The organism is Halobacterium zhouii, assembly GCF_021249405.1.
Classification (GTDB): Archaea; Halobacteriota; Halobacteria; order Halobacteriales; family Halobacteriaceae; genus Halobacterium; species Halobacterium zhouii.
Window position 1 is genome coordinate 1524071 of the sequence record NZ_CP089593.1, and the last position, 21118, is coordinate 1545188.

At 66.2% G+C, this 21118-nt stretch carries 18 protein-coding genes; 9 read left to right on the forward strand and 9 right to left on the reverse strand.

Going from position 1 to position 21118, the window contains the following annotated elements; translation table 11 throughout:
- The first annotated feature begins 30 nt into the window (after positions 1-30).
- Together LT970_RS07890 and LT970_RS07895 are read left to right on the forward strand one after the other, a co-directional pair.
- Positions 31-555, forward strand: coding sequence for an SRPBCC family protein (locus LT970_RS07890; protein ID WP_232685918.1), 525 nt, complete (start codon positions 31-33; stop codon positions 553-555).
- Positions 556-592: 37 nt separating this feature from the next.
- Positions 593-1150: an FAD-dependent oxidoreductase gene (locus LT970_RS07895; protein WP_232685920.1), complete on the forward strand. Its 558-nt coding sequence runs from the start codon at positions 593-595 to the stop codon at positions 1148-1150.
- A gap of 42 nt (positions 1151-1192) precedes the next feature.
- On the opposite strand, the gene LT970_RS07900 is transcribed toward LT970_RS07895, so the two are convergent.
- Positions 1193-2059 carry an ABC transporter ATP-binding protein gene (locus tag LT970_RS07900; protein ID WP_232685922.1) on the reverse strand — a complete coding sequence of 289 codons (867 nt, stop codon included), beginning with the start codon at positions 2057-2059 and terminating at the stop codon, positions 1193-1195.
- Positions 2059-2904, reverse strand: a complete 846-nt coding sequence (locus LT970_RS07905) for an ABC transporter permease (protein ID WP_232685924.1) — start codon at positions 2902-2904, stop codon at positions 2059-2061. Before LT970_RS07905 ends, LT970_RS07900 begins: the two co-directional genes overlap by 1 nt.
- Positions 2905-3078: 174 nt before the next feature.
- On the opposite strand from LT970_RS07905, the gene LT970_RS07910 reads away from it, so the two are divergent.
- Both LT970_RS07910 and LT970_RS07915 read left to right on the forward strand, forming a co-directional pair.
- Positions 3079-3933 (forward strand): DMT family transporter, encoded by an 855-nt coding sequence (locus tag LT970_RS07910; protein WP_232688691.1) that lies wholly within the window; start codon positions 3079-3081, stop codon positions 3931-3933.
- 122 nt (positions 3934-4055) lie between these two features.
- Entirely contained in the window at positions 4056-6095 is a 2040-nt protein-coding gene (locus tag LT970_RS07915; RefSeq protein WP_232685925.1) for a bifunctional metallophosphatase/5'-nucleotidase, read from the forward strand.
- A gap of 36 nt (positions 6096-6131) precedes the next feature.
- On the opposite strand, the gene LT970_RS07920 is transcribed toward LT970_RS07915, so the two are convergent.
- The 4 genes from LT970_RS07920 to LT970_RS07935 form a co-directional block, all read right to left on the reverse strand.
- Entirely contained in the window at positions 6132-6530 is a 399-nt protein-coding gene (locus tag LT970_RS07920; protein WP_232685926.1) for an acyl-CoA thioesterase, read from the reverse strand.
- Between the two features lie 73 nt (positions 6531-6603).
- Positions 6604-7269, reverse strand: a complete 666-nt coding sequence (locus LT970_RS07925) for a nucleotidyltransferase family protein (protein WP_232685927.1) — start codon at positions 7267-7269, stop codon at positions 6604-6606.
- Positions 7266-8495: a molybdopterin molybdotransferase MoeA gene (locus tag LT970_RS07930; RefSeq protein WP_232685928.1), complete on the reverse strand. Its 1230-nt coding sequence runs from the start codon at positions 8493-8495 to the stop codon at positions 7266-7268. The genes LT970_RS07925 and LT970_RS07930 overlap by 4 nt, the downstream gene beginning before the upstream one ends.
- A 387-nt stretch (positions 8496-8882) precedes the next feature.
- Positions 8883-9647, reverse strand: a complete 765-nt coding sequence (locus tag LT970_RS07935; protein WP_232685929.1) for an IclR family transcriptional regulator — start codon at positions 9645-9647, stop codon at positions 8883-8885.
- 420 nt (positions 9648-10067) lie between these two features.
- On the opposite strand from LT970_RS07935, the gene LT970_RS07940 reads away from it, so the two are divergent.
- The 5 genes from LT970_RS07940 (at position 10068) to LT970_RS07960 (ending at position 16831) form a co-directional block, all read left to right on the forward strand.
- On the forward strand, positions 10068-11270 hold the full coding sequence (locus tag LT970_RS07940; protein WP_232685930.1) for a CaiB/BaiF CoA transferase family protein: 1203 nt from the start codon (positions 10068-10070) through the stop codon (positions 11268-11270).
- Between the two features lie 337 nt (positions 11271-11607).
- Positions 11608-12372 (forward strand): cyclase family protein, encoded by a 765-nt coding sequence (locus LT970_RS07945; protein WP_232685931.1) that lies wholly within the window; start codon positions 11608-11610, stop codon positions 12370-12372.
- 156 nt (positions 12373-12528) lie between these two features.
- On the forward strand, positions 12529-13671 hold the full coding sequence (locus LT970_RS07950; RefSeq protein WP_232685932.1) for an XdhC family protein: 1143 nt from the start codon (positions 12529-12531) through the stop codon (positions 13669-13671).
- Positions 13672-13759: 88 nt separating this feature from the next.
- On the forward strand, positions 13760-14314 hold the full coding sequence (locus LT970_RS07955; RefSeq protein ID WP_232685933.1) for a (2Fe-2S)-binding protein: 555 nt from the start codon (positions 13760-13762) through the stop codon (positions 14312-14314).
- On the forward strand, positions 14315-16831 hold the full coding sequence (locus LT970_RS07960; RefSeq protein ID WP_232685934.1) for a xanthine dehydrogenase family protein molybdopterin-binding subunit: 2517 nt from the start codon (positions 14315-14317) through the stop codon (positions 16829-16831).
- Between the two features lie 662 nt (positions 16832-17493).
- Here LT970_RS07960 and LT970_RS07965 read toward each other — a convergent pair.
- The 3 genes from LT970_RS07965 to LT970_RS07975 all read right to left on the reverse strand — a co-directional run bounded on the left by LT970_RS07965 (position 17494) and on the right by LT970_RS07975 (position 21032).
- Positions 17494-17997 carry an SRPBCC family protein gene (locus LT970_RS07965; protein WP_232685935.1) on the reverse strand — a complete coding sequence of 168 codons (504 nt, stop codon included), beginning with the start codon at positions 17995-17997 and terminating at the stop codon, positions 17494-17496.
- Between the two features lie 22 nt (positions 17998-18019).
- Positions 18020-18931, reverse strand: coding sequence for an FAD binding domain-containing protein (locus LT970_RS07970; protein WP_232685936.1), 912 nt, complete (start codon positions 18929-18931; stop codon positions 18020-18022).
- 166 nt (positions 18932-19097) lie between these two features.
- Complete coding sequence (locus tag LT970_RS07975) at positions 19098-21032, reverse strand: CocE/NonD family hydrolase (protein WP_232685937.1); 1935 nt, start codon at positions 21030-21032, stop codon at positions 19098-19100.
- Positions 21033-21118: the final 86 nt, after the last annotated feature.

Sequence of the window (21118 nt, forward strand, 5' to 3'; positions counted from 1 at the left end):
CTATGCCGAACGGACCCGTAGGTAGTCGGTATGGCGACCTACGAGCGGACTGTCCGGGTCCACGCACCGCTCGCGGACGTCTGGGCGTTCCACGCCACCATTGACGGGTTGGTGTCGCTGACGCCGGACTGGGCGGAGTTGCGCGTGGACGGTATCGAGTCCCCCGGTGGCAGTGACTCGAATGTGCTCGTACCCGGCACTCGAGTTCGGCTGTCGGTGCGACCGTTCGGCGTCGGACCGCGGATACGCTGGACGTCCCGCATCGTTGAGCGCGAGGAACGCGAGAGTGTCTCGGGCGAACGGAGTGAATCCGAGGCTCGTCGTGGAGCGAAGCAAAACGATGGTGTCGCGTACTTCGTCGACGAGATGGAGTCGGGACCGCTCCCGGAGTGGCGTCACGAACACTACGTCTACGGCGATGGCGGGGAGACGCTGGTTCGGGACCGCGTGACCTACCGCGCGCCCGCGGGCCGCGTCGGCACGGCGCTCGTGGACGCCTGCCTGGTTTCCCTGTTCTACTACCGCCATCGACGAATGCGCGACATCTTCGAGTAGCCGTACCTTTATCCACCAATCCGACGAACGAACGGCCATGGCAGACGTAGTCGTCGTCGGCGGCGGTCCCGCCGGTCTGAGCGCGGCACTGTTCACGGCGAAAAACGGCCTCGACACGACCGTCTTCGACACGGACGAGACGTGGATGCACAAGGCCCACCTGTTCAACTACCTCGGCATCGAGTCCGAGGACGGGACGGCGTTCATGGAGGACGCCCGGGAGCAGGTGGACTCGTTCGGCGTCGACCGCCGCCAGGGCGATGCAGTCACCGACATCGAGTCCACCGGCGACGGGTTCGTGGTCACGACCGAGGACGACGAGGACGACGTGGATTACGTGGTGCTCGCGACGGGCGCCGACCGCGACCTCGCCGAGAATCTCGGCTGTGCGTTCACCGACGAGGACGTCGTAGACGTGGACGTGACGATGGAGACGAGTGTCGACGACGCCTACGCCACCGGCGCGATGGTGCGCGCGGAGGAGTGGCAGGCGGTCATCTCGGCGGGCGACGGCGCCGCGGCCGCGCTCAACATTCTGACGAAGGAGAAGGGCGAGCACTTCCACGACTTCGACGTCCCCGAAGACGCGGAGTAACGCCTCGACAACTGGCTTCGACTCACGTATTGGGAGGGGGAACTACGTCTCCGGAAGGACGTGTACGTAGTAGTTGAACAGGTCTACCACGCTCGGACTTTCCACGACACCACCGTGTGCACGCACTAATTCCCGGTCGACGGAGTTCCGGAGAAATCCCCTCGCACTGTCCCGTTGCTCGAAAAGCCGGCCAGCGCGGACACAATCACGAAGTTCGGTCGGCGAGGCCGTACTATCGACGGCGACGACGGATGGCACGTCAGCCATCAGGTCCGCCGGACGGCCGGTCGTGACGAGTTCTCCCTCGCGGATGACTGTGACGCGGTCGGCCAGTTGAATGTCGACTGGAAGGTGGCTGGAAACGACGACCGTGCTGCCCGCTTCTCGTCGCTCCTCGATGATCGAATGAACCGTGTCGACGGTCGTCATGTCGAGTTCGGCCGTTGGCTCGTCGAGCAGGTACAGCGGCACGTCGGTCATGAACGTCACGACCAGTTCGAGCTTTCTGACCATCCCGCCGGAGTACTCGTTGACCTGTTTGTCGAGGGCGTTCTCGATGCCGAGTCGCGCGGCCAAGTCGCGCCACTCGTCGGTCGTGTGTGGGTGAAGGTCGGCGTAGAATTCGATGGTCTCTCGACCGGTGAGGTTCGGGAACGCGAGACTGTCCTGTAGCATGAACGTGAGCGCGGGCGATGCGTCGCTGGGGTCGCAGTCGAACACCGAGATCTCTCCCGAGGAAGGAGTGAGACCGCCAGCGATACAGGACAGCAGAATGGTTTTTCCGGACCCGTTCGGCCCGAGTAGCAGCGTCGTCTCGTCGCGAGAGATGTTCAAATCGACGCCAGCGAGCGCGGTGTCTCCGTCGAAGGACTTGTCGACATCCTCGACTCGAACAATCGAATCGGACATCACTCGCCGGCCTCTCCCCAGTAGACGATTCGTTGCATGACGAGTACACTCAGCGGCACGAGAACCACCACGTACGCCAGGAGTGCTGACACGGACAGCAGCCCGCCCGGAACCGGGGGCGGGGTGAGAGAAGACCCGGTTTCGTTGGCAGCCGGGGTGAGGACGCCGAGTATCAGTCTGGTAGCCAGCGAATTCGGTGCCACGTTCACCACACCACGTGCGACGGACGGGAGTATCGACGGTTGGATACCGTTGAATCCGGTCACGAAGAACAATCCGGCGACGAGCGCGTTCCCGAGTACGTTGATCCGCTGGCTGTCCTGAACGAACCCCGCAGCGATTATCGACAGACTGGTTCCGACAAGACAGATGAGTAGGATGCTCACGAGGACGGTCAGCGCGGCCAATGGGCCGTCCAGTGTGAACCGAGCTCCTGTCGCCAGGGCGACGAGTAGCACAGCGCAGAACGCAAGGACGCCAACGACAAGCCCCGACAGGAATCGCCCGGCGAGGTCCGTCCACGGTGACACCGGGAGCGACCTGAGTTTCCGGTAGCGTTTCGCCCGTAGATCTGCACCCAGGTTCCCGGCGAAGACGAACGCCGTCGCCGACAGCGACCCGAAGATAGCGAACGCCACTGCGGTCGCTGATTGGGCGAACTGGCTCGACGCTGTGAACACGCCGAAAAACAGGTAGTACAGTGACGGACCGGCTACGGTCCAGAAGAGCGCCGACCGGTTGTGCCCGACGCGGCGGAGTCCCCGGAGTGTGAACGCGCGCACCTGCCGATGCCAGGGCGGCTGTTCCAGTTCTCCAGAATCCAGGCGGGGCGAGTCAATGGACATCTATCCGACATTTTCGATTACTGTAACAAAAGCGTTACTGAATGTCGGACTGCGTCTGTGAGTGCAGCGCGTAACCATGGCGGGTTGTACGACTTCCCCCGGGAACGCAACCACTATTCACCCGCGGGGCGACCTTCCGCCGTGACCGACACAGCGGACCTGCCGTTCCCACCGATGACCGGCGTCGCCGTCGCGGTGGTGGCGGTGAGCACGAGCGCGATTCTCGTGGACGCGAGCGACGCGCCGAGTCTCGTGAAGGCGTGCTACCGCGTGCTGTTCATGACGGCGGCGGTCGCGCCGTTCGCGTTCCGCAAGCGCGGCGAGTTCTCGGCGGTCGCGGGCCGAGACTGGGCGCTCGTGACGGCGTCCGGGGTGTTGCTGGCGGTGCACTTTGCGGCGTGGTTCGCGTCCATCGAGTACACGAGCATCGCGGCGTCCACGACGCTCGTGACGACACAACCGGCGTTCGTCGCGGTGGGCGCGTGGGCGCTCCTCGACGAGCACGTCGGCCCTCGAGTGGTCGCGGGCATCCTGGTCGCGATAGTGGGGTCGGCGGTGCTGTCGGCGGGCGGCCTGCTCGGCGGGTCGGCGGTCGGGTCGAACCCCCCTCTCGGGAACGCGCTGGCGGTGCTCGGCGCGGCGACGGCGGCGGGGTACACGCTCGCCGGGCGGTCGGCGCGCCAGCGCCTCTCCGTGTGGCCGTACGTGTTTGTCGTCTACGGCGTATGCGCGCTCGCGCTGTTCTGTGTCGCCGCGTGGCGGGGCGTGGCGCTGCTCGGCTACCCGCTCCACGAGTGGGCGCTGTTCGCGGCGATGGCGCTCGGCCCGGGCGTGCTCGGGCACACGCTCATCAACTGGGCGCTGGAGTACGTGGAGTCGAGCGTCGTCAGCGTCTCGCTGCTCGGCGAACCCGTGGGGAGCGCGCTGCTCGCACTGATCCTCTTTTCGGAGGTTCCGGGCGTGTTCACTATCGCCGGCGGCGCAGTCGTCCTCCTCGGAATTGCGGTGACGACGCTCGGCCGGGGGTGAGCCGGCGCCGACGGCGCTGATACCCACGTCCGTGGATGTTTCGAGCAATCGGAATGGGAAAGAGTATCTAAATAGCCACGAATGGACAACGTTATCCGGGTAGTTTCAAATTTCTCAGATGCATGCGAACCGCGACCTCCGTGCTCGTGGTCTGTGCGCTCGTGCTGTCGGCAGCAGCGCCGGCAGCGGCAGTCACCGACGGCGCCTCCGCAGCGACCGCCGGTGACGTGGCCGCTGCGACGGCGGCCGACACGAACGCCACGCAGACCGCGGGTACCACCGTCACGATTCTCTCGTACAACGACGTTCAGACGGCGATGGCGCAGAACGGCTCGATGCCGCGACTCGCCACGCTCATCGAGCAGCGACGCGCCGCCCACGACAACCCTACGTTCCTGTTCGGCGCGGGTGACGAGGTGAGTCCGCACTCGATGTCCCCGCTCACGCAGTGGCGGACGCCCATCGACGTGCTGAACGAGATCAACCCTGACGCCGAGGTCATCGGCAACCACGACCTCGACTACGGGTTCGACTCCGTGAAGAACTTCTCAGCAGCCTCGGAGTTCTCGTGGCTGCTCGCGAACGTCGTGGACAGCGAGACTGGTGAGACCGTCCCCGGCACGAAGCCCTACACCGTCGTCGAGAAGGGCGGCGTGAAAGTCGGCGTCGTCGGACTCGCCGACCGGAAGATCAAGTCCAAGACCGCCGTCGATTTCGCCAAGCAGGGCTACGAACTGAAGGACTACCAGAAGGTCGGCTCGAAGTACGCGACGATGCTGAAAGAGGAGAAGAACGTCGACGTCGTCGTGACGCTCGGCCACTTCGGCGTGCCCGTCGCCAAGCAGTTCGCGAAGAACACCGAGAACGTCGACGTCGTGCTCGTCGGTGACGACGAAATCACGTACCCGCCGCAGGCGACCGACGGCGTCGTCATCAGCGAGGCGAAGGCCCGTGCGGCGTTCCTCGGCGAACTCAACCTCACCGTGCAGAACGGCGAGGTGACCGCGTGGAACGGTCGGCTCATCGAGACCACCCGGAACGTCACGAAGGACGCGAACGTGAGCCGGATCATCACCGATGCCCGCAGCGAGCAGTTGTCGAAGGTCGCCGGGAAGACGACGGTCACGCTGGACTCCCGGTTCGCCTCGAACTACCACGACGAGACGGCGCTGGGCAACATGATCACGGACGCGTTCCGCTGGAAGACCGGCGCGGACGTCGCCATCACGAACGCCGGCGGCATCCGGTCGAACGAGCAGTACGCCCCGGGCAACGTCACCGCCGGGGAGGTGTACAACATGCTGCCGTTCAACAACCACCTCGTGACGGTGGAACTCACCGGCGCACAACTCGAGTCCGTGCTCCAGAGCCAGATCGTGGAACTGGAGAGCGACGAGGGGCAGCAGTACGGCGCGGAGCCGAAACTCCAGGTCAGCGGCGTCACCTACGAGTGGGTCGGCCACGAGAACGTCACGGACCAGATCCGCTCGGTCTACGTGAACGGCGAGAAACTCGACCCCGAGGCGACGTACACCGTCACCGTGAACTCCTACATGGCGGGCTGGGACGGCTCCCCGCTCGCGAACGCGACGCGCACGAGCGTCGACTGGACGATGTACGGTGAGGTCGTCTACAACTACGTCGCGGCCAAAGGAATGGTCTCGCCCGAGGACACGAACCGCATCCGCCGTGTCGACTTCGAGACGGACGCCGGGACCGTCGAACTCGACGGCGAGGGCTCGGTCACGGTGTCCTTCCCCGAACCGACCGCCGAGAACCGGACGGTCGTGAACACCAATAGCTTCTACGCGCTCTCCGCCGGGAACGAGCGCGTGAACGCGACCAGTGCGGACGTCGAGAACGGCACCGTCACGGTGGCCTTCGACGACGCCGCGCTGCGCTCGCTCGCAGAGGGTGGCGACGTCGAACTGTACGGGAGTTACGTGGTGGATCAGCCGCCGCGTCCGTACTTCTCGAACTACGTCGTCAACGCGGAACTGAGTGCACAACTCATCCCGACCGACGTGGGTGGAACGACGGATTCGGCGGACGACGGCACCGACGCGCCGTCCGGCGAGTCCGCGTCCGCGACGCCCGGGTTCGGCGTCGGCGTCGCGCTGGTCGCCGTGCTCGGCGCCACGCTTCTGGCACTGCGCGAGTAACCACCCCGCTGTTTCACGCGGTCCCGTTTTCTTCGGTCAGTTCTCGACGCGCTCGATGGCGTCACGCCACTCCTCTGGGACGGGCCGAGTGTCGCCCGTCTCCGGGTCGAGCGTGACCTGCACGGTCTCGCCCTCGACGGCGACGCCCTCGTCGTCCCTGACCTCGTAGGCCATCGTGAAACTCGACCCGCCGACGTCCGTGACGGACACCGCGACCGTCACCTCGCGGGCGTACCGGACGGGCCGGCGGAAGTCCACGTCGAGGTGGGCGACGACCATGTTCAGTTCGTCCTCGTCGAGGCCGATACACTCGATAAGGTAGTCGAAGCGCGCCTCCTCCATGTACGTCACGTAGACGGCGTTGTTCACGTGCCCCATCGTGTCGTGGTCCTGGTAGCGGACGTCGACGGTTCGCTCGAAGGCGAAGTCGGTCATTGCCGGGAGTGCGACCGCCGGCCGCATAACGCCCGCGATTCCGGCGACTGCTTCGGGTGCATCGCTCCCCGGTTCAGCGCCGGTCTTCGGGGACATCCACGTCACGGCGCACGCCCGGGTCGCGGGTCTCGACGACCGCCGCGTCGTCCGCCGACAGCAGAATCTGCTTGCCGCCCGTGTCGCCGTCCGGGGAGTCATCCCGTCGCTCGGTCTCTCGGCCGGCGAGTGCGTCGAAGTGCCGCGCGTCGAACAGCACGGGGTTCCCGCGCTCGCACTCGAAACCGGCCGCGAGCGCCGACCCCGCGCCGGCCTCGTAGGCGGCGACGAGCGCGCGAACGCTCCCCGGGTCGACGTACGGCATGTCCCCGAGCGCGAACACCGCGGCGTCCACCGCTTCGTCGGAGAGCGCCGCAACGCCGGCCTGCACGGAGGACGCCTGCCCGGACTCGTAGTCGGGGTTTTCCACGAACGCCACGTCGAGGCCCGCGAGCGCGTCCCGAACTTTCGTCTGCTCGTGCCCGACCACGACGACCACGGGGTCGAGACCGGCCTCGAGCAGGGTTCGAGCGCTCCGCCGGACCATCGGCTCACCGCCAGCCTCTGCGAGGAGTTTGTTCTCGTCGCCGTAGCGCGAACTCGTGCCGGCCGCGAGGAGCACGCCGGCGACGTTCGACGCTCGCGTTCCTCCCTCCTCCGCGCTCGCGTGAGCGTCCGGCGGGTCGACGACTGGGAGGCTCATTCCACGGCGGGATACGGCACGACGCGCGCGGTCTCGCCCGCCGAGAGCGCGGACTCCGTGAGCACGAACCCGTCGGCCCGGGTCGCGCGCGTGCTCGAGGAGAGCACGCTCGGGTCGAACGTGTCGGCGTACACGTCGAGCCCCGACCCCTCGATGCCGAGTGGCGTGGCGTCGGGAACGTCCTGTTCGCTCTCGTCCAGGGTCACCGGAATCGCGTACTCGAAGCCCTCGGGTCCGAGTCCAACGTCGCGCGTGACCGTCGCGGGAATCGTCGGCACGTCGGTCCGGCCGGTGAAAAACGGGCGCGCGACGAGCGCCGTGATGGTGTGCGCGCCCACCGGCTTTCCGGGGATGGCGAATGCCGTCGCGTCATGGTCGGGCAGGCGCGCGAGCGCGATGGGTTTCCCGGGACGCACGGCGACCCGGTGGAAGTCGACGTCACCGAGTTCCGCGAGCGCGCGGATGACGTAGTCCTTCTTCCCGACGCTCGTGCCGCCCGTCGTCAGCACGACGTCGTGTTCGTCCGCGAGGTCCGCGATTCGGTCGCGCACCGTCTCGTAGTCATCGTGCACCGTCCCCTCGTAGGTCGCCCGGTGGCCCCACGAGCGCGCGAGACCGGCGAGCATCGGCGAGTCCAGGTCGTCGATGCGGCCCTCGTGTATCTCGGTGCCGGTCGCCAGCACGCCCACGGAGAAGCGCTCGCGGACTGCCACGGACTCGGTCCCGAGGTCCCGAAGGAGGATTGCGTCCTTCGGAGAGAGTCGCTCGCCCGCGTCGAACAACTGCTCGCCCGCTTCGACGTTGCTCCCGCGTTCGTAGACGTACGTCCCGGGTTCGAGGTCGGTGCCCGTGAGTTCGCCCGCGTTCACGGACGCCTCCTCGACCTTGAGCACGGCGTTCGCACTGCGCGGTAACGGTGCGCCCGTGGCGATGCGGACGGCCTCGCCCGCGCCGAGTTCGCCGGGGTCGTCCTCCGGGAACACCTCGCGTTCGACGACGTCGTAGGGGTAGTCGGCGGTCGCGTCGAACGCGAACCCGTCCATCGTTGCGTGGCTCTCGGGCGGTTCGTCCCGCTGGGCGACGACCGGGTCGGCGAGCACTCGCCCCGAGACGTCGTCGAGCGCGACGGACTCCGTTCCGAGACGGGAGAGCGCCTCGCTCCGGGCGTCGAGAACGCGCTCGACGGCGTCCGAGCGCGTGATCAGGTCGGCGTGGTCGTGGTCCATGGACGGACAAGCGTTCGCCGCCCGCTAATGTCTTGCTCCGGCCGAACAACTGATTGGATGCGTACAAGTCGCATCAGAATGTTGTGTATGGGGCTGATATTTTTATCCAAGCCCAGATATCTTCTCTCCGGCATATATGACCCAATACCCTGATAATCGACCGTATTTAGGCCACAGGGCAGAAGAGGAAGAGAAGAGTAGTTGAAGGAGGTAGCAGACTCTAATCTCCAGTAAATAGACCCTTTGTACACCATTTCCCCATTTACTCTGCGTTCCCTCTCTTCCGGTGAAGAAGTAACTGTTCGCTTTCAGTTAGTCGAAATAGTAATTTGTTGGATGGTTTTTACCCCTTACTGGCATACTTCTGTAACGGGGCTCGGCCGACCGCTACGAGTACGTGACGTTTAGGTCGATGACGTTCACGGCACTCCGAACAGCCTCGGGGAGGTCCTCGCGGAAGCGGTCGTCGCGCAACCGGGTGGTCGGCCCGGCGACGCTCACAGCGCCAAGCACCTCGTCGTCCGGCCCAGTGATCGCCGCGGCGACGCTCCGAAGGCCATCGAGGCGTTCCTCGTCGTCGAACGCGACGCCGGTCTCCCGGATGCGCTCGAGTTCCGCCCCGAGTTCGTCGCGGTCGGTGATGGTGTTCTCGGTGAGCGGCGGGAGGCCGTGGCGCTCGACGATATCGTCCACGCGGGATTCGGGTAGCGCCGCGAGTATCGCCTTCCCGAGCGCTGGGCCGTGGAGAGCGATGCGCTTCCCGGCGTACGTGTCGACGTGGACTGCCCGCTCACCCATCGCGCGGTGCAGGAAGACCCCGCGCCCGTGTTCCTCGACGAGCACCCCGGAGAGTTCGCCGGTCTCCTCGGCCAGCCGTTCGACCTCCGGGCGCGCGACCTCGTAGATGGCGCGGCGGTCGCGGGCGTGCGCGCCGAGTTCCAGGAACCGGCATCCGACGCGGTACGTACCGTCGTCCGCGACGACGTACTCGTTCCGCCGGAGCGTCTGGAGGTGGTTGTGGACGGTGCTCTTCGGGACGGAGAGTGCGGACGCGAGCTCCGTGACGCCCGCGCCGCCGCGGTCGTGGAGCGCCTCGAGGATGCGGAACGTGGTCTCGACCGACTGCACCGACGGCGCGCCCCTGTCGTCCATAGTGTATCGTTCACAGGCAACACCATTCACCACCGTAATAGTTTCGTTCAGAGAAGAAGAAAGTGCGTTCCCGTTGGCAGAACGCATCTCCAGTAGAATCAGTCGTCCCGAACTCATCGACAGCGACTGATACTGTTCTGGCAGGCGTGAATTAGCCAGTTCGTGTGTAACTCGCAGGTTCACGGCGATTCGGGCTATCTCTATCTCTCGACGTCCGTTCCGTATCACTGAACGGAGCCATGGCGCATCACTGAACGAAACCATGGTGCGTCACCGAACGTGATTCGCCTAACTCGGCGAAGGCGGAACGGCCCACAACCCGGTTCAGTCCGCGGAAAGCAATGCTCCGTTTCCGGTCCCCGCAGACAGCTCGACACCGGCAGCAATGATTTATGCTGGGGGTCGTTCTGGTGGCACACGATGGACCCCGAAGGACGCGTGCTCGAGGGCGTGACCGTCCTCGACCTGAGCACGTTCGTGACGGGCGGGTTCTGCTCGCTCATGCTCGCGAATCAGGGAGCAGACGTCGTCAAAGTCGAGCGACCGGACGCCGGCGACGACAACCGCCATTCCGGCCCGCCGTTCGTGGACGGCGAGTCGCCGTACTTCTGGACGGTGAACTACGACAAGCGCAGCGTCGAGTTGAACCTCAAGACGCCGGAGGGACTCGCGGCGCTCTACGACCTCGCCGAGGAGGCCGACGTCTTCATCCAGAACTACCGCCCCGGTACCGCCGAGAAACTCGGCGTCGCCTACGACGACATCCGGGAGGTCAACGACGACGTGGTCTACTGCGCCATCTCCGCGTTCGGGCAGACCGGCCCGTGGAGCCAGCGCCCCGGCTACGACCTCCTGGTCCAGGGAATGAGCGGCATCATGTCGGTGACCGGGGAAGCCGACGGGCGACCCGTCAAGGTCGGCCTCCCGCAGACCGACCTCATCACCGCGATGTGGTCGGCGTTCGGCATCGTGAACGCGCTCTATCGACGCGAGCGCACCGGCGAGGGCGAGTACCTGGAGTTGGGGATGCTGGACGCCGCGCTGCCGTGGCTCACGAAGCAGGCCGGGAAAGCGTTCGTCGGCGAGGAACCGGCGCGCATGGGCACCAAGGATCCCGTGCTCGCGCCCTACCAGACGTTCGAGACGGCGGACGGCCACATCAACGTCGCGTGCCTCAACCAGAAACTCTGGCGGGAGTTCTGCGAGGCTATCGACCGCCCGAAACTCGCCGACGACGAGCGCTTCGCGACGAACCGCGACCGCGTCGAACAGATGGACGAACTGGAGGCCGAACTCGAGGCGGAACTCTCCGAGCGCACCACCGAGGAGTGGATGGACGTGCTCGTGGAGGACGCCGGCATCCCCGCTGGACCGGTCTACTCGGTGGACGAAGCCCTCCACAACGAGCAGACCGAAGCCCGGGGCGTGGTGAGGGAGATGGAAGCGCGAGGAAAGGAGATACCCGTCATCGAACACCCGCTGAACTACGAGCACAGCGAGAGCGGCTTCCGCTCGCCGCCGCCGGAACTCGGCGAGCACAACCGCGAGGTGTTCGAGGAACTCGGGTACACCGACGACGAGATCGACGCGCTCGCGGACGCTGGTGTGTTTGGAGAAGAGTAAGCAGGATTTCTGTGGCTTCACGGTCTATCTGGCGATTGGTTCCTGAAAGCTCCGGAGCGCTCGCTGCCTGCGACTCGCTGCGCGCTCCTTCCAGTCGCGTGCTTACGTCGTCTCGACTACCGAGCGCGCCGGGGCTTTCTGGATGGTCGAAAACGCGTTTCTGACGATTCTGGACGGTGCTTTTCGGGTGTTTTGGGGAAGGGGGTGTCGAAACCAGTTACTTCCAGCCCCAGTATTCCAGAGGCGTCACAGCAGAACACACGAACAATCACCCACGAGAACACGGACGCCTTCCCCATGGCCAATCCTTATGATGGGGACCTGCGTGGGTCGGGGCATGCTCGACGGGTACGAGATGCACGACCTGACGCAGCCGTGGTCACAGGACACGCCGGCGTGGCCGACCTACGACAATCCGAAGGTCTGGTACGAGAAGTCACTGGACACGGAGAAGGTCAACGGCCAGAAGATCGAGTTCATGAACCACACGGGCACCCACCTCGACGGCGAGAAGCACTTCGTCGCGAGCGGGCGGGACATCGAGAGCATGCCCCTGGAGGAACTCGTCGGGGACGCCGTCGTCGCGGACATCTCCGACAAGGTCGGGGAGTACGACGTCTACACCTCGGAGATGATCGAGGACGTCTGTGACGTCCAGAAGGGCGACATCCTGTTCATCCACACGGGCTTTCAGGAGTACGCGTGGCACACGGAGAACGCGGACCCGCACGCGTTCTTCTGCAAGCACCCCGGCCCGAACCAGGAGTTCGCGGACTGGTGCAAAGAGATGGAACTCGAGTACCTGATCCTGGACTGCGGGAGCGCGGACCACCCGATGAACACAGTCATCCGGGACGTGCGCCCCGAACTCGCCGCGGAAGCGCGCGAGCACCACGGCGTCGACGACCTCGACGAGATTTTCCCGCCGGAGGGCTACCAGTTGATGCACAACGAACTGTTCCCGGAGGGTATCGTCCACGTGGAGAACGCACAGGTGCCCGAGGAACTGCTGGGCAAGCGCTGCCAGATCGGGACGTTCCCGTGGCGTTTCCGCGGCGGCGAGTCGTCGGTGTCCCGCGTCGTGGCGTTCACCGAAGAGTAGCACCCGCATCCGACCGTTCGGCGGCGGGACCACCGTTTCTGTGGACGCAGGGAGCCGCAAGCGTGAGCGAAATCAGTCTCTGCCCTCCCACCAGCGAACCTGCTTCTGGTTACGCGCCGGGGAACGCCTAAGTGCGCGGGCTGGTTACTTGTTGACATGGACCGCGACGACCTGTGGAGCGTCACCGACCGCGACCTCCACGAGCAACTGCGTTCGCTCCGGGACGCGGGCGAGACCGCCGCCGTCGCCACCATCGTCGGCGTCGATGGCTCGGCGTACCGCCGGCCCGGCGCAAAACTACTCGCGCCCGAGGACGCGGAGACGCTCGGCGCGATTACCGCCGGCTGTCTCGAGGGACCGGTGGCGGACCTCGCCGCCCACGCGCGCACCTCCGGCGAGGTCGCCGTGGAGACGTACGACCTCGTGGACGACGACGCGTGGGGACTCGGCGTTGGCTGCAACGGCGTCATCGACGTACTCGTCGAACCGCTCGACGACTCCATGGACCCGCTACTGGACGCGCTCGAGGACCGCGACGTGGCGACTGTGCTCACCGTCGTGGCGAGCGCAGACGATGACGTTCCGGTCGGCGCGCGCTCCGTGCTCGGCGCGGACGGTACCGCGTACTCGGGCGACGACCGCGCTGGCGTGCCAGCGGACGCGCTTGACGCACTCCGCGACGCGGCCAGCGAGACGTCCCGGAGCCGGCAGGTGACCGTCGAGTGCGAGACCGGCGATTTCGACGTGTTCGTCGACCCCGTGGAGCCAGCGCCCGACCTCGTGTTGTTCGGCGCGCAGAACGACGTGCACGCGGTCGCTCGGTTCGCCCGCGAGGCTGGGTTCCGCGTCACCGTCGCCACCGCACGCGGCGCCCGCGCCGACGACGACGCGTTCCCCCACGCTCACCGCGTCGTCGCCACACGACCGAACGAGATTGTGGACGTCGTCGACGCGCCCGAACGGGCGGGCGTCGTTGTGATGAGCCACAACTTCGTGGACGACCGCCTCGCGCTCGAACACCTTCTCACGGAGACTAGCGTCCCCTACGTCGGCTTGATGGGGCCGCGCGAGCGCTTCGAGGAGATGCGCGAGGCGTTCGCCGAGGAGGGAACGGTGCTGTCCGCCGAGGAACTCGACCGGGTCGCCACGCCGGTCGGCCTCGACCTCGGGGACGGAAGCCCTACCGGAATCGCTCTCAGCATCGTCTCGGAGGCGCTCGCGGCCGCCAACGGTGCTTCGGGCGGGCGACTCGCCGAACAGGAGGGGCCGATCCACGAGCGACTCGACCCGGCGCCGTGACGGTGCTCCCACGGCACGGATTCCAGTGGCGCTCCCTCCACCGATTCCGGCGAAACAATAATGAACAGTCGTTGCAATGGGAGGGTACATGAGTAGTGAGAGCAGTACACAGAGTCTCGACCGTCCCACCGAGGAGATTACCGTCTCGGTGAACGGCGAGGCGGTGTCTACCTCCGTCGAACCCCGCCTGAAGCTCTCGGACTTCCTCCGGCAGGAGTGTGGCCTGCGCGGCGTCCGCGTCGGCTGCGAGCACGGCGTCTGCGGGGCGTGTACGGTCCTCGTGGACGGGAAGAGCACCAAGAGCTGTCTCACGTACGCCGTCCAGGTCGACGGGAGCGAAGTGACGACCGTCGAAGGCCTCTCGACCGACGGCGACCTCCACCCCATCCAGGAGGCGTTCCACCAGGAGCACGCCCTCCAGTGTGGCTTCTGCACGAGCGGGTTCGTGATGGCGACGAAGGAACTGCTCGACCGGAATCCCGACCCCGACGAGGAGGCCATCGAGGAGGGACTCGCAGACAACATCTGTCGCTGCACTGGCTACCAGAACATCTACTCCGCAGTCGACCGCGCGGCCGAGGAACTGATGGACGCACCCAGCGACGACCTCGAGGACCGAACCGATTCAGCGGGTGACGCGTAGATGTCGGAATCGAGCGTCCAACAGGACGTAGACGCGGAGGACGGCGTCGAGTCGGAGGGCGAGTCCTTTGTCGGGTCCGGACTGGAGCGCGTCGAGGACCGCCGCATCCTCACCGGAGAGGCCGAGTACGTCCACGACATCTCGCCGGAGAACTGCGCGCACATGGCGCTCGTCCGGAGCCTCCACCCGCACGCCGAGGTGACCAACGTCGACACGAGCGATGCCGAGGACCACCCCGACTGCCTGCTCGTGCTGACGGGCGAGGACCTCACCGAGCAGTACAACCCGATGCCCTGCGGCCTCAACGCCTTCGAAGAGTGGTCGCTGGTCACGGACAAGGCGCGCTACGTCGGCGAACCGATCGCCGCTGTCGTCGCCACGGACCGCTACGCCGCCGAGGACGTGGTCGACGAAATCGACGTGGACTACGAGAAACTCGACCCCGTCGTCGACGCGATGGAGGCCAGGAAGGACGAGACGGTCATCCACGAAGACGTCGGCACGAACATCCCCGACAGCGAGACGCTGGACTTCGGCGACGTCGAGGACGCCTTCGAGAACGCCGACAACGTGCTCGAGCGCGAGTACTCGTGGGGCCGCATCTCGGGGGTCCCACTCGAAACCGCGGGCGTCGTCGCGGAGTACGACACCGACCGGGACTCCTTCGACATCGACTGCAACATCCAACTCCACACGCTCGTCGACGACACCGTCTACGAGACGCTGGGCTACCCGCCGGAGAAGGTGAATCTGAACGTCCCAGCGGACGTCGGCGGGAGTTTCGGCACGAAGATCGCCATCCACCGGTACTGTGCGCTCGCCGCGATGGCGTCCCAGCAACTCGACGGTCGACCCGTGAAGTTCGTGGAGGACCGCGTGGAGAACCTGCAGGGCGGGGACATGCACTCCTCGGAGCGCGAGTACCGGGTGCGACTGGCGTACGACGACGACGGAACCATCCACGGCCTCGACACGTGGTTCGTCGACGACTTCGGCGCGTTCCCGCGCTATCCCGTGAACCAGGCGCTGAAACCACTCTCCGTCGTCTCGAACGCCTACGACATCCCCGCAGTGCGCTACGACTACGAACTCGCGATGACGAACAAGACGAGCCAGACGGCGTATCGCGGCTTCGGCGTCCCCTCCCACATCTACGCCCTCGAGATGGCCGTCGACGAGATGGCCCGAGAGCTCGGCACGGAGAAATTCGAGATTCGCCGGCGGAACCTCATCGAGGAGGACCAGATGCCCTACCGCCTGCCCTCCCACAACGTCTACGACTCCGGTGACTTTCCGGCCGCACTCGACCGGATTCGGGAACTCGTCGAGGAGGAAGAAGTCAGAGACGGCGGCTTGCTCGACCCCGGTGTCGTCGAGGAGAAGCGCGAGGAGGGCAAGCACCGTGGCGTGAGCTACACCGTCCACATCGAACCGGGCGTCTCCGGGTCGGACTGGACCGACCGCCAGCGAACCGACGACGACACCCTGGAGAGCCGAGAGCGCGAGGACGTCGCGGAACTGCCCGAGCACTTCCGCATCGAACTCGCCGAGGACGGCACGGTGAACGCGTATCTCGCCACGGACACCTCCGGACAGGGCCACCAGACGCTCGTCACGCAACTGCTCGCGGACAATCTGGGTGTGCTCCCGAGCGACATCGAAGTGGGGTACCTCGGCAGCGTCGAAGCGCCGACGGAGTACGGCACTGCGGCGTCCCGGATGGCCGTGATGCTCTCGGGCGCGACCGAGGGCGCGTCGGAGGCGCTCCGCGAGAACTGCCGACAGCTCGCCGCCGAGGAAGCGTTCGGCTGCGACGTAGAGGACGTCGTCTACCGCGACGGCGGCGTCGAGCGCGTCGGCGGTGCGCGCGCCAATGGTGTCGGCGTCAGCGACGACGAACCTGCTGACGGGCGCGAACGACTCTCGCTCGCGGACCTCGCTGCGCTCGACACCGACCGCGACGACGCGCTCACGAGCGTCTCCTACGACTACGACCACCCGACGACCGAACTGCCGGAGTTCGACGAGGCGCTCACGAAGAAGTACCCGGTCTACCCGACTGCCGCGTTCGCCGCGAACGCACCCATCGTGGAGGTCGACGAGAAGACGGGCGAGGTCGAGATCCTGAAGTTCTACTCGCTCCGGGACTGCGGAACGAGGCTCAATCCGACTATCGTGGACGGGCAGGCCCACGGCGGCCTCGCGCAGGGCGTCGGCGCGGCGCTCATGGAGGAGTTCAGCTACGACGACGAGGGCCAACCCGAAGCCATCACCCTCTTCGACTACCTCCTCCCGTCGACGAAGAACATGCCGCCCGTGGAGTTAGAGCACTCCGAGACGCCGTCGCCGTTCACCGCCACCGGCGCGAAAGGAACGGGCGAGGGCGGCATGATCGACGGCCCCGCCGCCATCGCCTCCTCCATCAACGCCGCCCTCGAGGGTGAGGAGTTCGTCGCCGACCAGATTCCGATGACGCCCCACCGCGTCCGGGAGCGACTTCGGGAGGACGGGGAGTAGGGGCTGTTTGGCGTCTGTTCGATTGATTTTGGGGGTGGTCGTATCGTGACTGCCTGAAGTCCGTCTGGAGAGCGAACTGTCACGTCTGCGACCACCCAGAAAGCCCCGGCTGAACAGAACTACACTGTTCTTGTAAACACCCAGAAAGCCCCGGCCGTCCTCAGAACGGCTTCGCCGTTCTGATGGGCTGCACGAGACGCCGCAGGCGTCTCGTGAACGTCTGGACTCGGGAGGCTCACTGCGCGCTCACTTCGTTCGCGTGCTTGCATCGCCTGCCGTCGTCCAGACGGCCGCCCCTTTCAGTCCTGAGTGACTCGCTTCGCTCGTCTCTCAACCTTCACGGACGCTGCGCGTCCGCTCAGTCCCACCTCTTGCCGGCTGGCGAATCGGCTTTGGGTTGACCGAAAGGGGTGGCAGCGTTGCGGCTTCGCCACAACGGCATTCGGCGGTCGGATACGCCGACCGCCCGGCTCGCGCATCGCCTGTTCGCTCGCGACGTAAGCACGCGACCACCAGGAGCGCGCACAGCGAGCGAACGCGAGCACGCCGGGGCTTTCTGGGTGTCTGTAGACCTGATCCGGTTGACAACGGCTAGGGCTCTCTGGGCGTCGTAAACCTACTCGTTACCCACGACCGGCCAACCGAATACAGGAAAAGTTGTGCTACTCCTCTAAACTAGCCGTCGCGCCGGGTTTCGCGCTGACCTTCGACTCGGCGGGGACGCCCTCGTCAGCGAGGTCCTCCAGGTCGTCGAAGAAGTTGTTGACGAGGCGGTCCGCGACGCTGCCGAGCGCGCGCTGACCGAGACTCGCGATGAGGCCGGAGACGTTCGTCTCGGCGTGCCAGTTCGCGGTGGTGCCGCCGTCGGCGTTCTCCGCGAGGTCCATCTCCGCGACGGCCTCGAAGGAGTTCCGGGAGGCGTCGCCGCCGGCCTCCATCACGAGTCGGTTCGGTCTGTCGGCCTCCACGATGGTCATGTCCACGTCGAAGGTTGGTTTCACGCTGCCGACGCCGACGGAGACAGTGGCCTCGAGTTCGGAGTCCGAGACCTGCTCGATGTGGTCGCAGCCGGGCGCGCACTGCGCCAGGATGTCGGGGTCGGTGAAGTAGTTCCACAGTTCGTCCGGGGGATGGTCGGAGTCGAATTCGCCTGAGAATTCAATCATTGATGAGGTTGGTGTCGGTGAGTCAGTTGTCGGGCGCGTCGTCGTTGCTGGCGCGTTCGTAGGCAGTCTGCAGCGAGCGGCGGGTGTATTCGCCGGCCAGTTCGATCTTCCAGTCTTCGTCCGCGTGCATCTCGGGGGAAGGGTCTGCGTCCTCGATTGCGGCGTCCGCAGCGGCGTCGAGTGCGTCCTCGTCGAGAGTCGTCCCCTCCACGGCGTCCTCGGCGTCCGGGACGTGTAGCGGCACGTCGGCGACGCAGGCGAGCGCGACGCGCGCCTCCTCGATTTCGGGGGCGTCGGCTGCCGGGTCGTCCACGCGGACGGCGGTGCCGGCGCTCACGGTCGGGAACGTCTGGGCGGCGCGTTTCAGTTCCTCGAACACCATCCCGGTGCGCTCGGCGGGGAACGGGTCGCGGGAGACGGTGACGCCCGTGATGAGTTCCTCTGGCGCGAGGTCAGTGAACATGTACGCGATGAAGAACTCGCGGGCGGGGACCGTCCGGTCGCCGTCGTCCCCGGAGGTGACGTGGAGGTCCGCGTCGAGTGCGACGAGCGCTGCGGGGTAGTTCCCGGCGGGGTCGGCCTCCGCGATGCTGCCGCCGACGGTGCCCTGGTTCCGCACGCTCGGGCCGGCGATCTGCTCGGCGGCGAGGGGGAGGATCGGAAGGACCTCGCGAAGTTCGTCGTGGAGTTCCAGGTCGCGGTGGGTGGTCATCGACCCGACCTCGACCTCGTCCTCGCGGATGTCGACGCCGGCGAGCTCCTCGACGCGGTTCAGGTCGACGAGGTGGTCGGGGGTCGCCAGTCGGTTCGCCATGATGATGCCGAGGCTCTGGTTGCCCGCCATCAGTTCGGCGTCGTGGCCCAGGTCGGCGAGAAGGCTGGTCGCCTCCCCGACGGTCGTCGGTCGGTGGTACTCGAAGGGCGCTGGCTTCATCGAGTTACGCGCCCCCGAGAGCGAGTCTGTCGTCTGGAAGTCGGCGTTTTCGGCGCATGGATCTCGATTCGGGCCGGGCAATCCGGTCGAACGATTATGAGGTACGTCAGAGCCACTTATTAAGCGTTTTGCTAACTACCACCACGGATGAAGTTGGCGTGGCCGCTCAGATCCGTGGCTGCAACGGGAGTTCGATGTGCGTGGGGTTGGTCGCGGAGTGGTGGACGGTGTTCTCTGCGACCTGTGATTCTTCATCGCCGTACAGCGGGCCACCAGTGTTCGGGTTGGCGTCGAAGCGCGGCCAGTTCGACGAGGAGACATCGAGGCGGATGCGGTGGCCGGCCTCGAACACGTTCGCGGTGTCGTAGGGCTCCATGTAGAACTCGTAGACACTACCGGGTTCGACGAAGTCGGGTTCGTCGCGGTAGCCGCGGTAGCGCGCGCGGCAGATGGAGTCCGAGAGGTTGAGGTCGTAGCCGTTCGGGTAGTCCTCGCTCTCCGGGTACTCGTCTATCAGTTTCGCGGTGAAGTCAGTGTCCGGGGCGTCCGTCTCGCCGAACACGCGGACGCGGATGGGACCCGCTATCTCGACGGCTTCCTCCAGGGGTGGCGTGCGGAAGGTGAGCACGTCGTCGCGCTCGGAGAGCGGGCCGTACGGCGCCGACGCGCCGAACGTGTCCTCGTCAGTGCGCTGGTCGTAGCCGCCGCGGCCCGCGAAGTCGACGATGTTGCGGTCGCCGAGCGGGTACGCACCGACGGCTTCCTCACGGGGTTCGAACGTGAGATAGGAGGACGTGTTGCCACCGATGGTCGGCACGGGGTCCTCGGGGTCGTACTCGTAGGACGTGTACGACTCGCTCGCGGTCGGTTGCTCGGTGGAGAGCGTGCCGTCGCCGTGCGCGTAGAACCGCGTCATCTCCGTGTTTTCGGGCGGCCACTCCCCGGCGGTTCGCCACTCGCCACCGTGGAAGAGACGTCCGTCGTCCGTCTGGTGCCCGTCGCCGGTCCCCATCAGGAAGTACTCGACGGGGGGCTGGTCGGTCCACGCGTTCTCCTCGCCGAGCAGGTAGCAATCGAAGAAGCGCTTGCGCGTCTCGCGGTACTTCCGGGTGGCGTGCTCGCCGAACGCGAGGTCGCCCGCGGTCGGCTGTTCCCACGTGAGCGGCGGAAACAGGAGGTTCTCGCTGTGGTCGTGGCCGCCCGGGAGGCGCGCGAGGTGCGTCCACGGCCCCATCAGCATGTAGTGGTCGCTGTCCTTGCGTTCGCTCAGTCCGACGAAGTTGTCCGCCGTGGCGCCCGTGTACGAGTCGTACCATCCGCCCGAATAGACGGTCGGAACGTCCGCGCTCTGGTCGTAGTGGCGCTCGAAGTTGAGGCCGGGATTCTGCCAGAGGTCGTCGCTCGCGCTCCCGGACTCCATGATGTCGAAGGCCCACTCCTCGTAGCCAGGGAGTGCCGCGAGCGCCGACTCGCCGCGCTGGACGGGACCGTTCTTCAGCACCTCCCGGAAGTCGACGTCCGCGAACACCTGCTGGACGTCCGGGTCTTCGAGGGAGTCGTAGGAGAAACCGGCACCGAGTGTGAACGCCCAGGAGAGCCAGCGCTGCTCGAACGCGCCGTTGTGCCGGAACGTCTTCTTCCGGCCGTTCGCCGCGCCCATGTTGACGAACATGCCGGCGAGTCCGTCGGGGTCCTGCGTGGCGAGCGCGTTCTGCACCCACGCTCCGTAGGACGTGCCGAGCGTGGCGACCTGCCCGTCGCAGAACTCCTGCTCGGCGAGCCACTCGACGGTGTCCGCGCCGTCCTCGGCCTCATTAGCGTGAATGTAGAACTCGCCCTCGCTGTCGAAGCGCCCGCGAACGTCCTGGATGGCGATGACGTACCCGCGGGAGGCGTACCACTCGCCGTGTCGCGTCCGTCCGCCGGTCTTGTCGTACGGCGTGCGGTCGAGGATGACGGGGCGCGGTTCGTCGATTGGTTCGTGCGTCTCGGGGTCCGCTGGCCGATAGATGTCGGTAGAGAGACCCACCCCGTCCCGCGTTTCTATCATCACGTCCAGGTCGGCGTGGACGCTGTACGCTGGTTGGCTCGTGGACTCCATGGTCGTTCCTTACCCACCACTCGCAAATACGTTTCCCCGGAATCGGGGTTCGCGCCGGCGTCAACTCCGCACCTGACAGAGCGAGT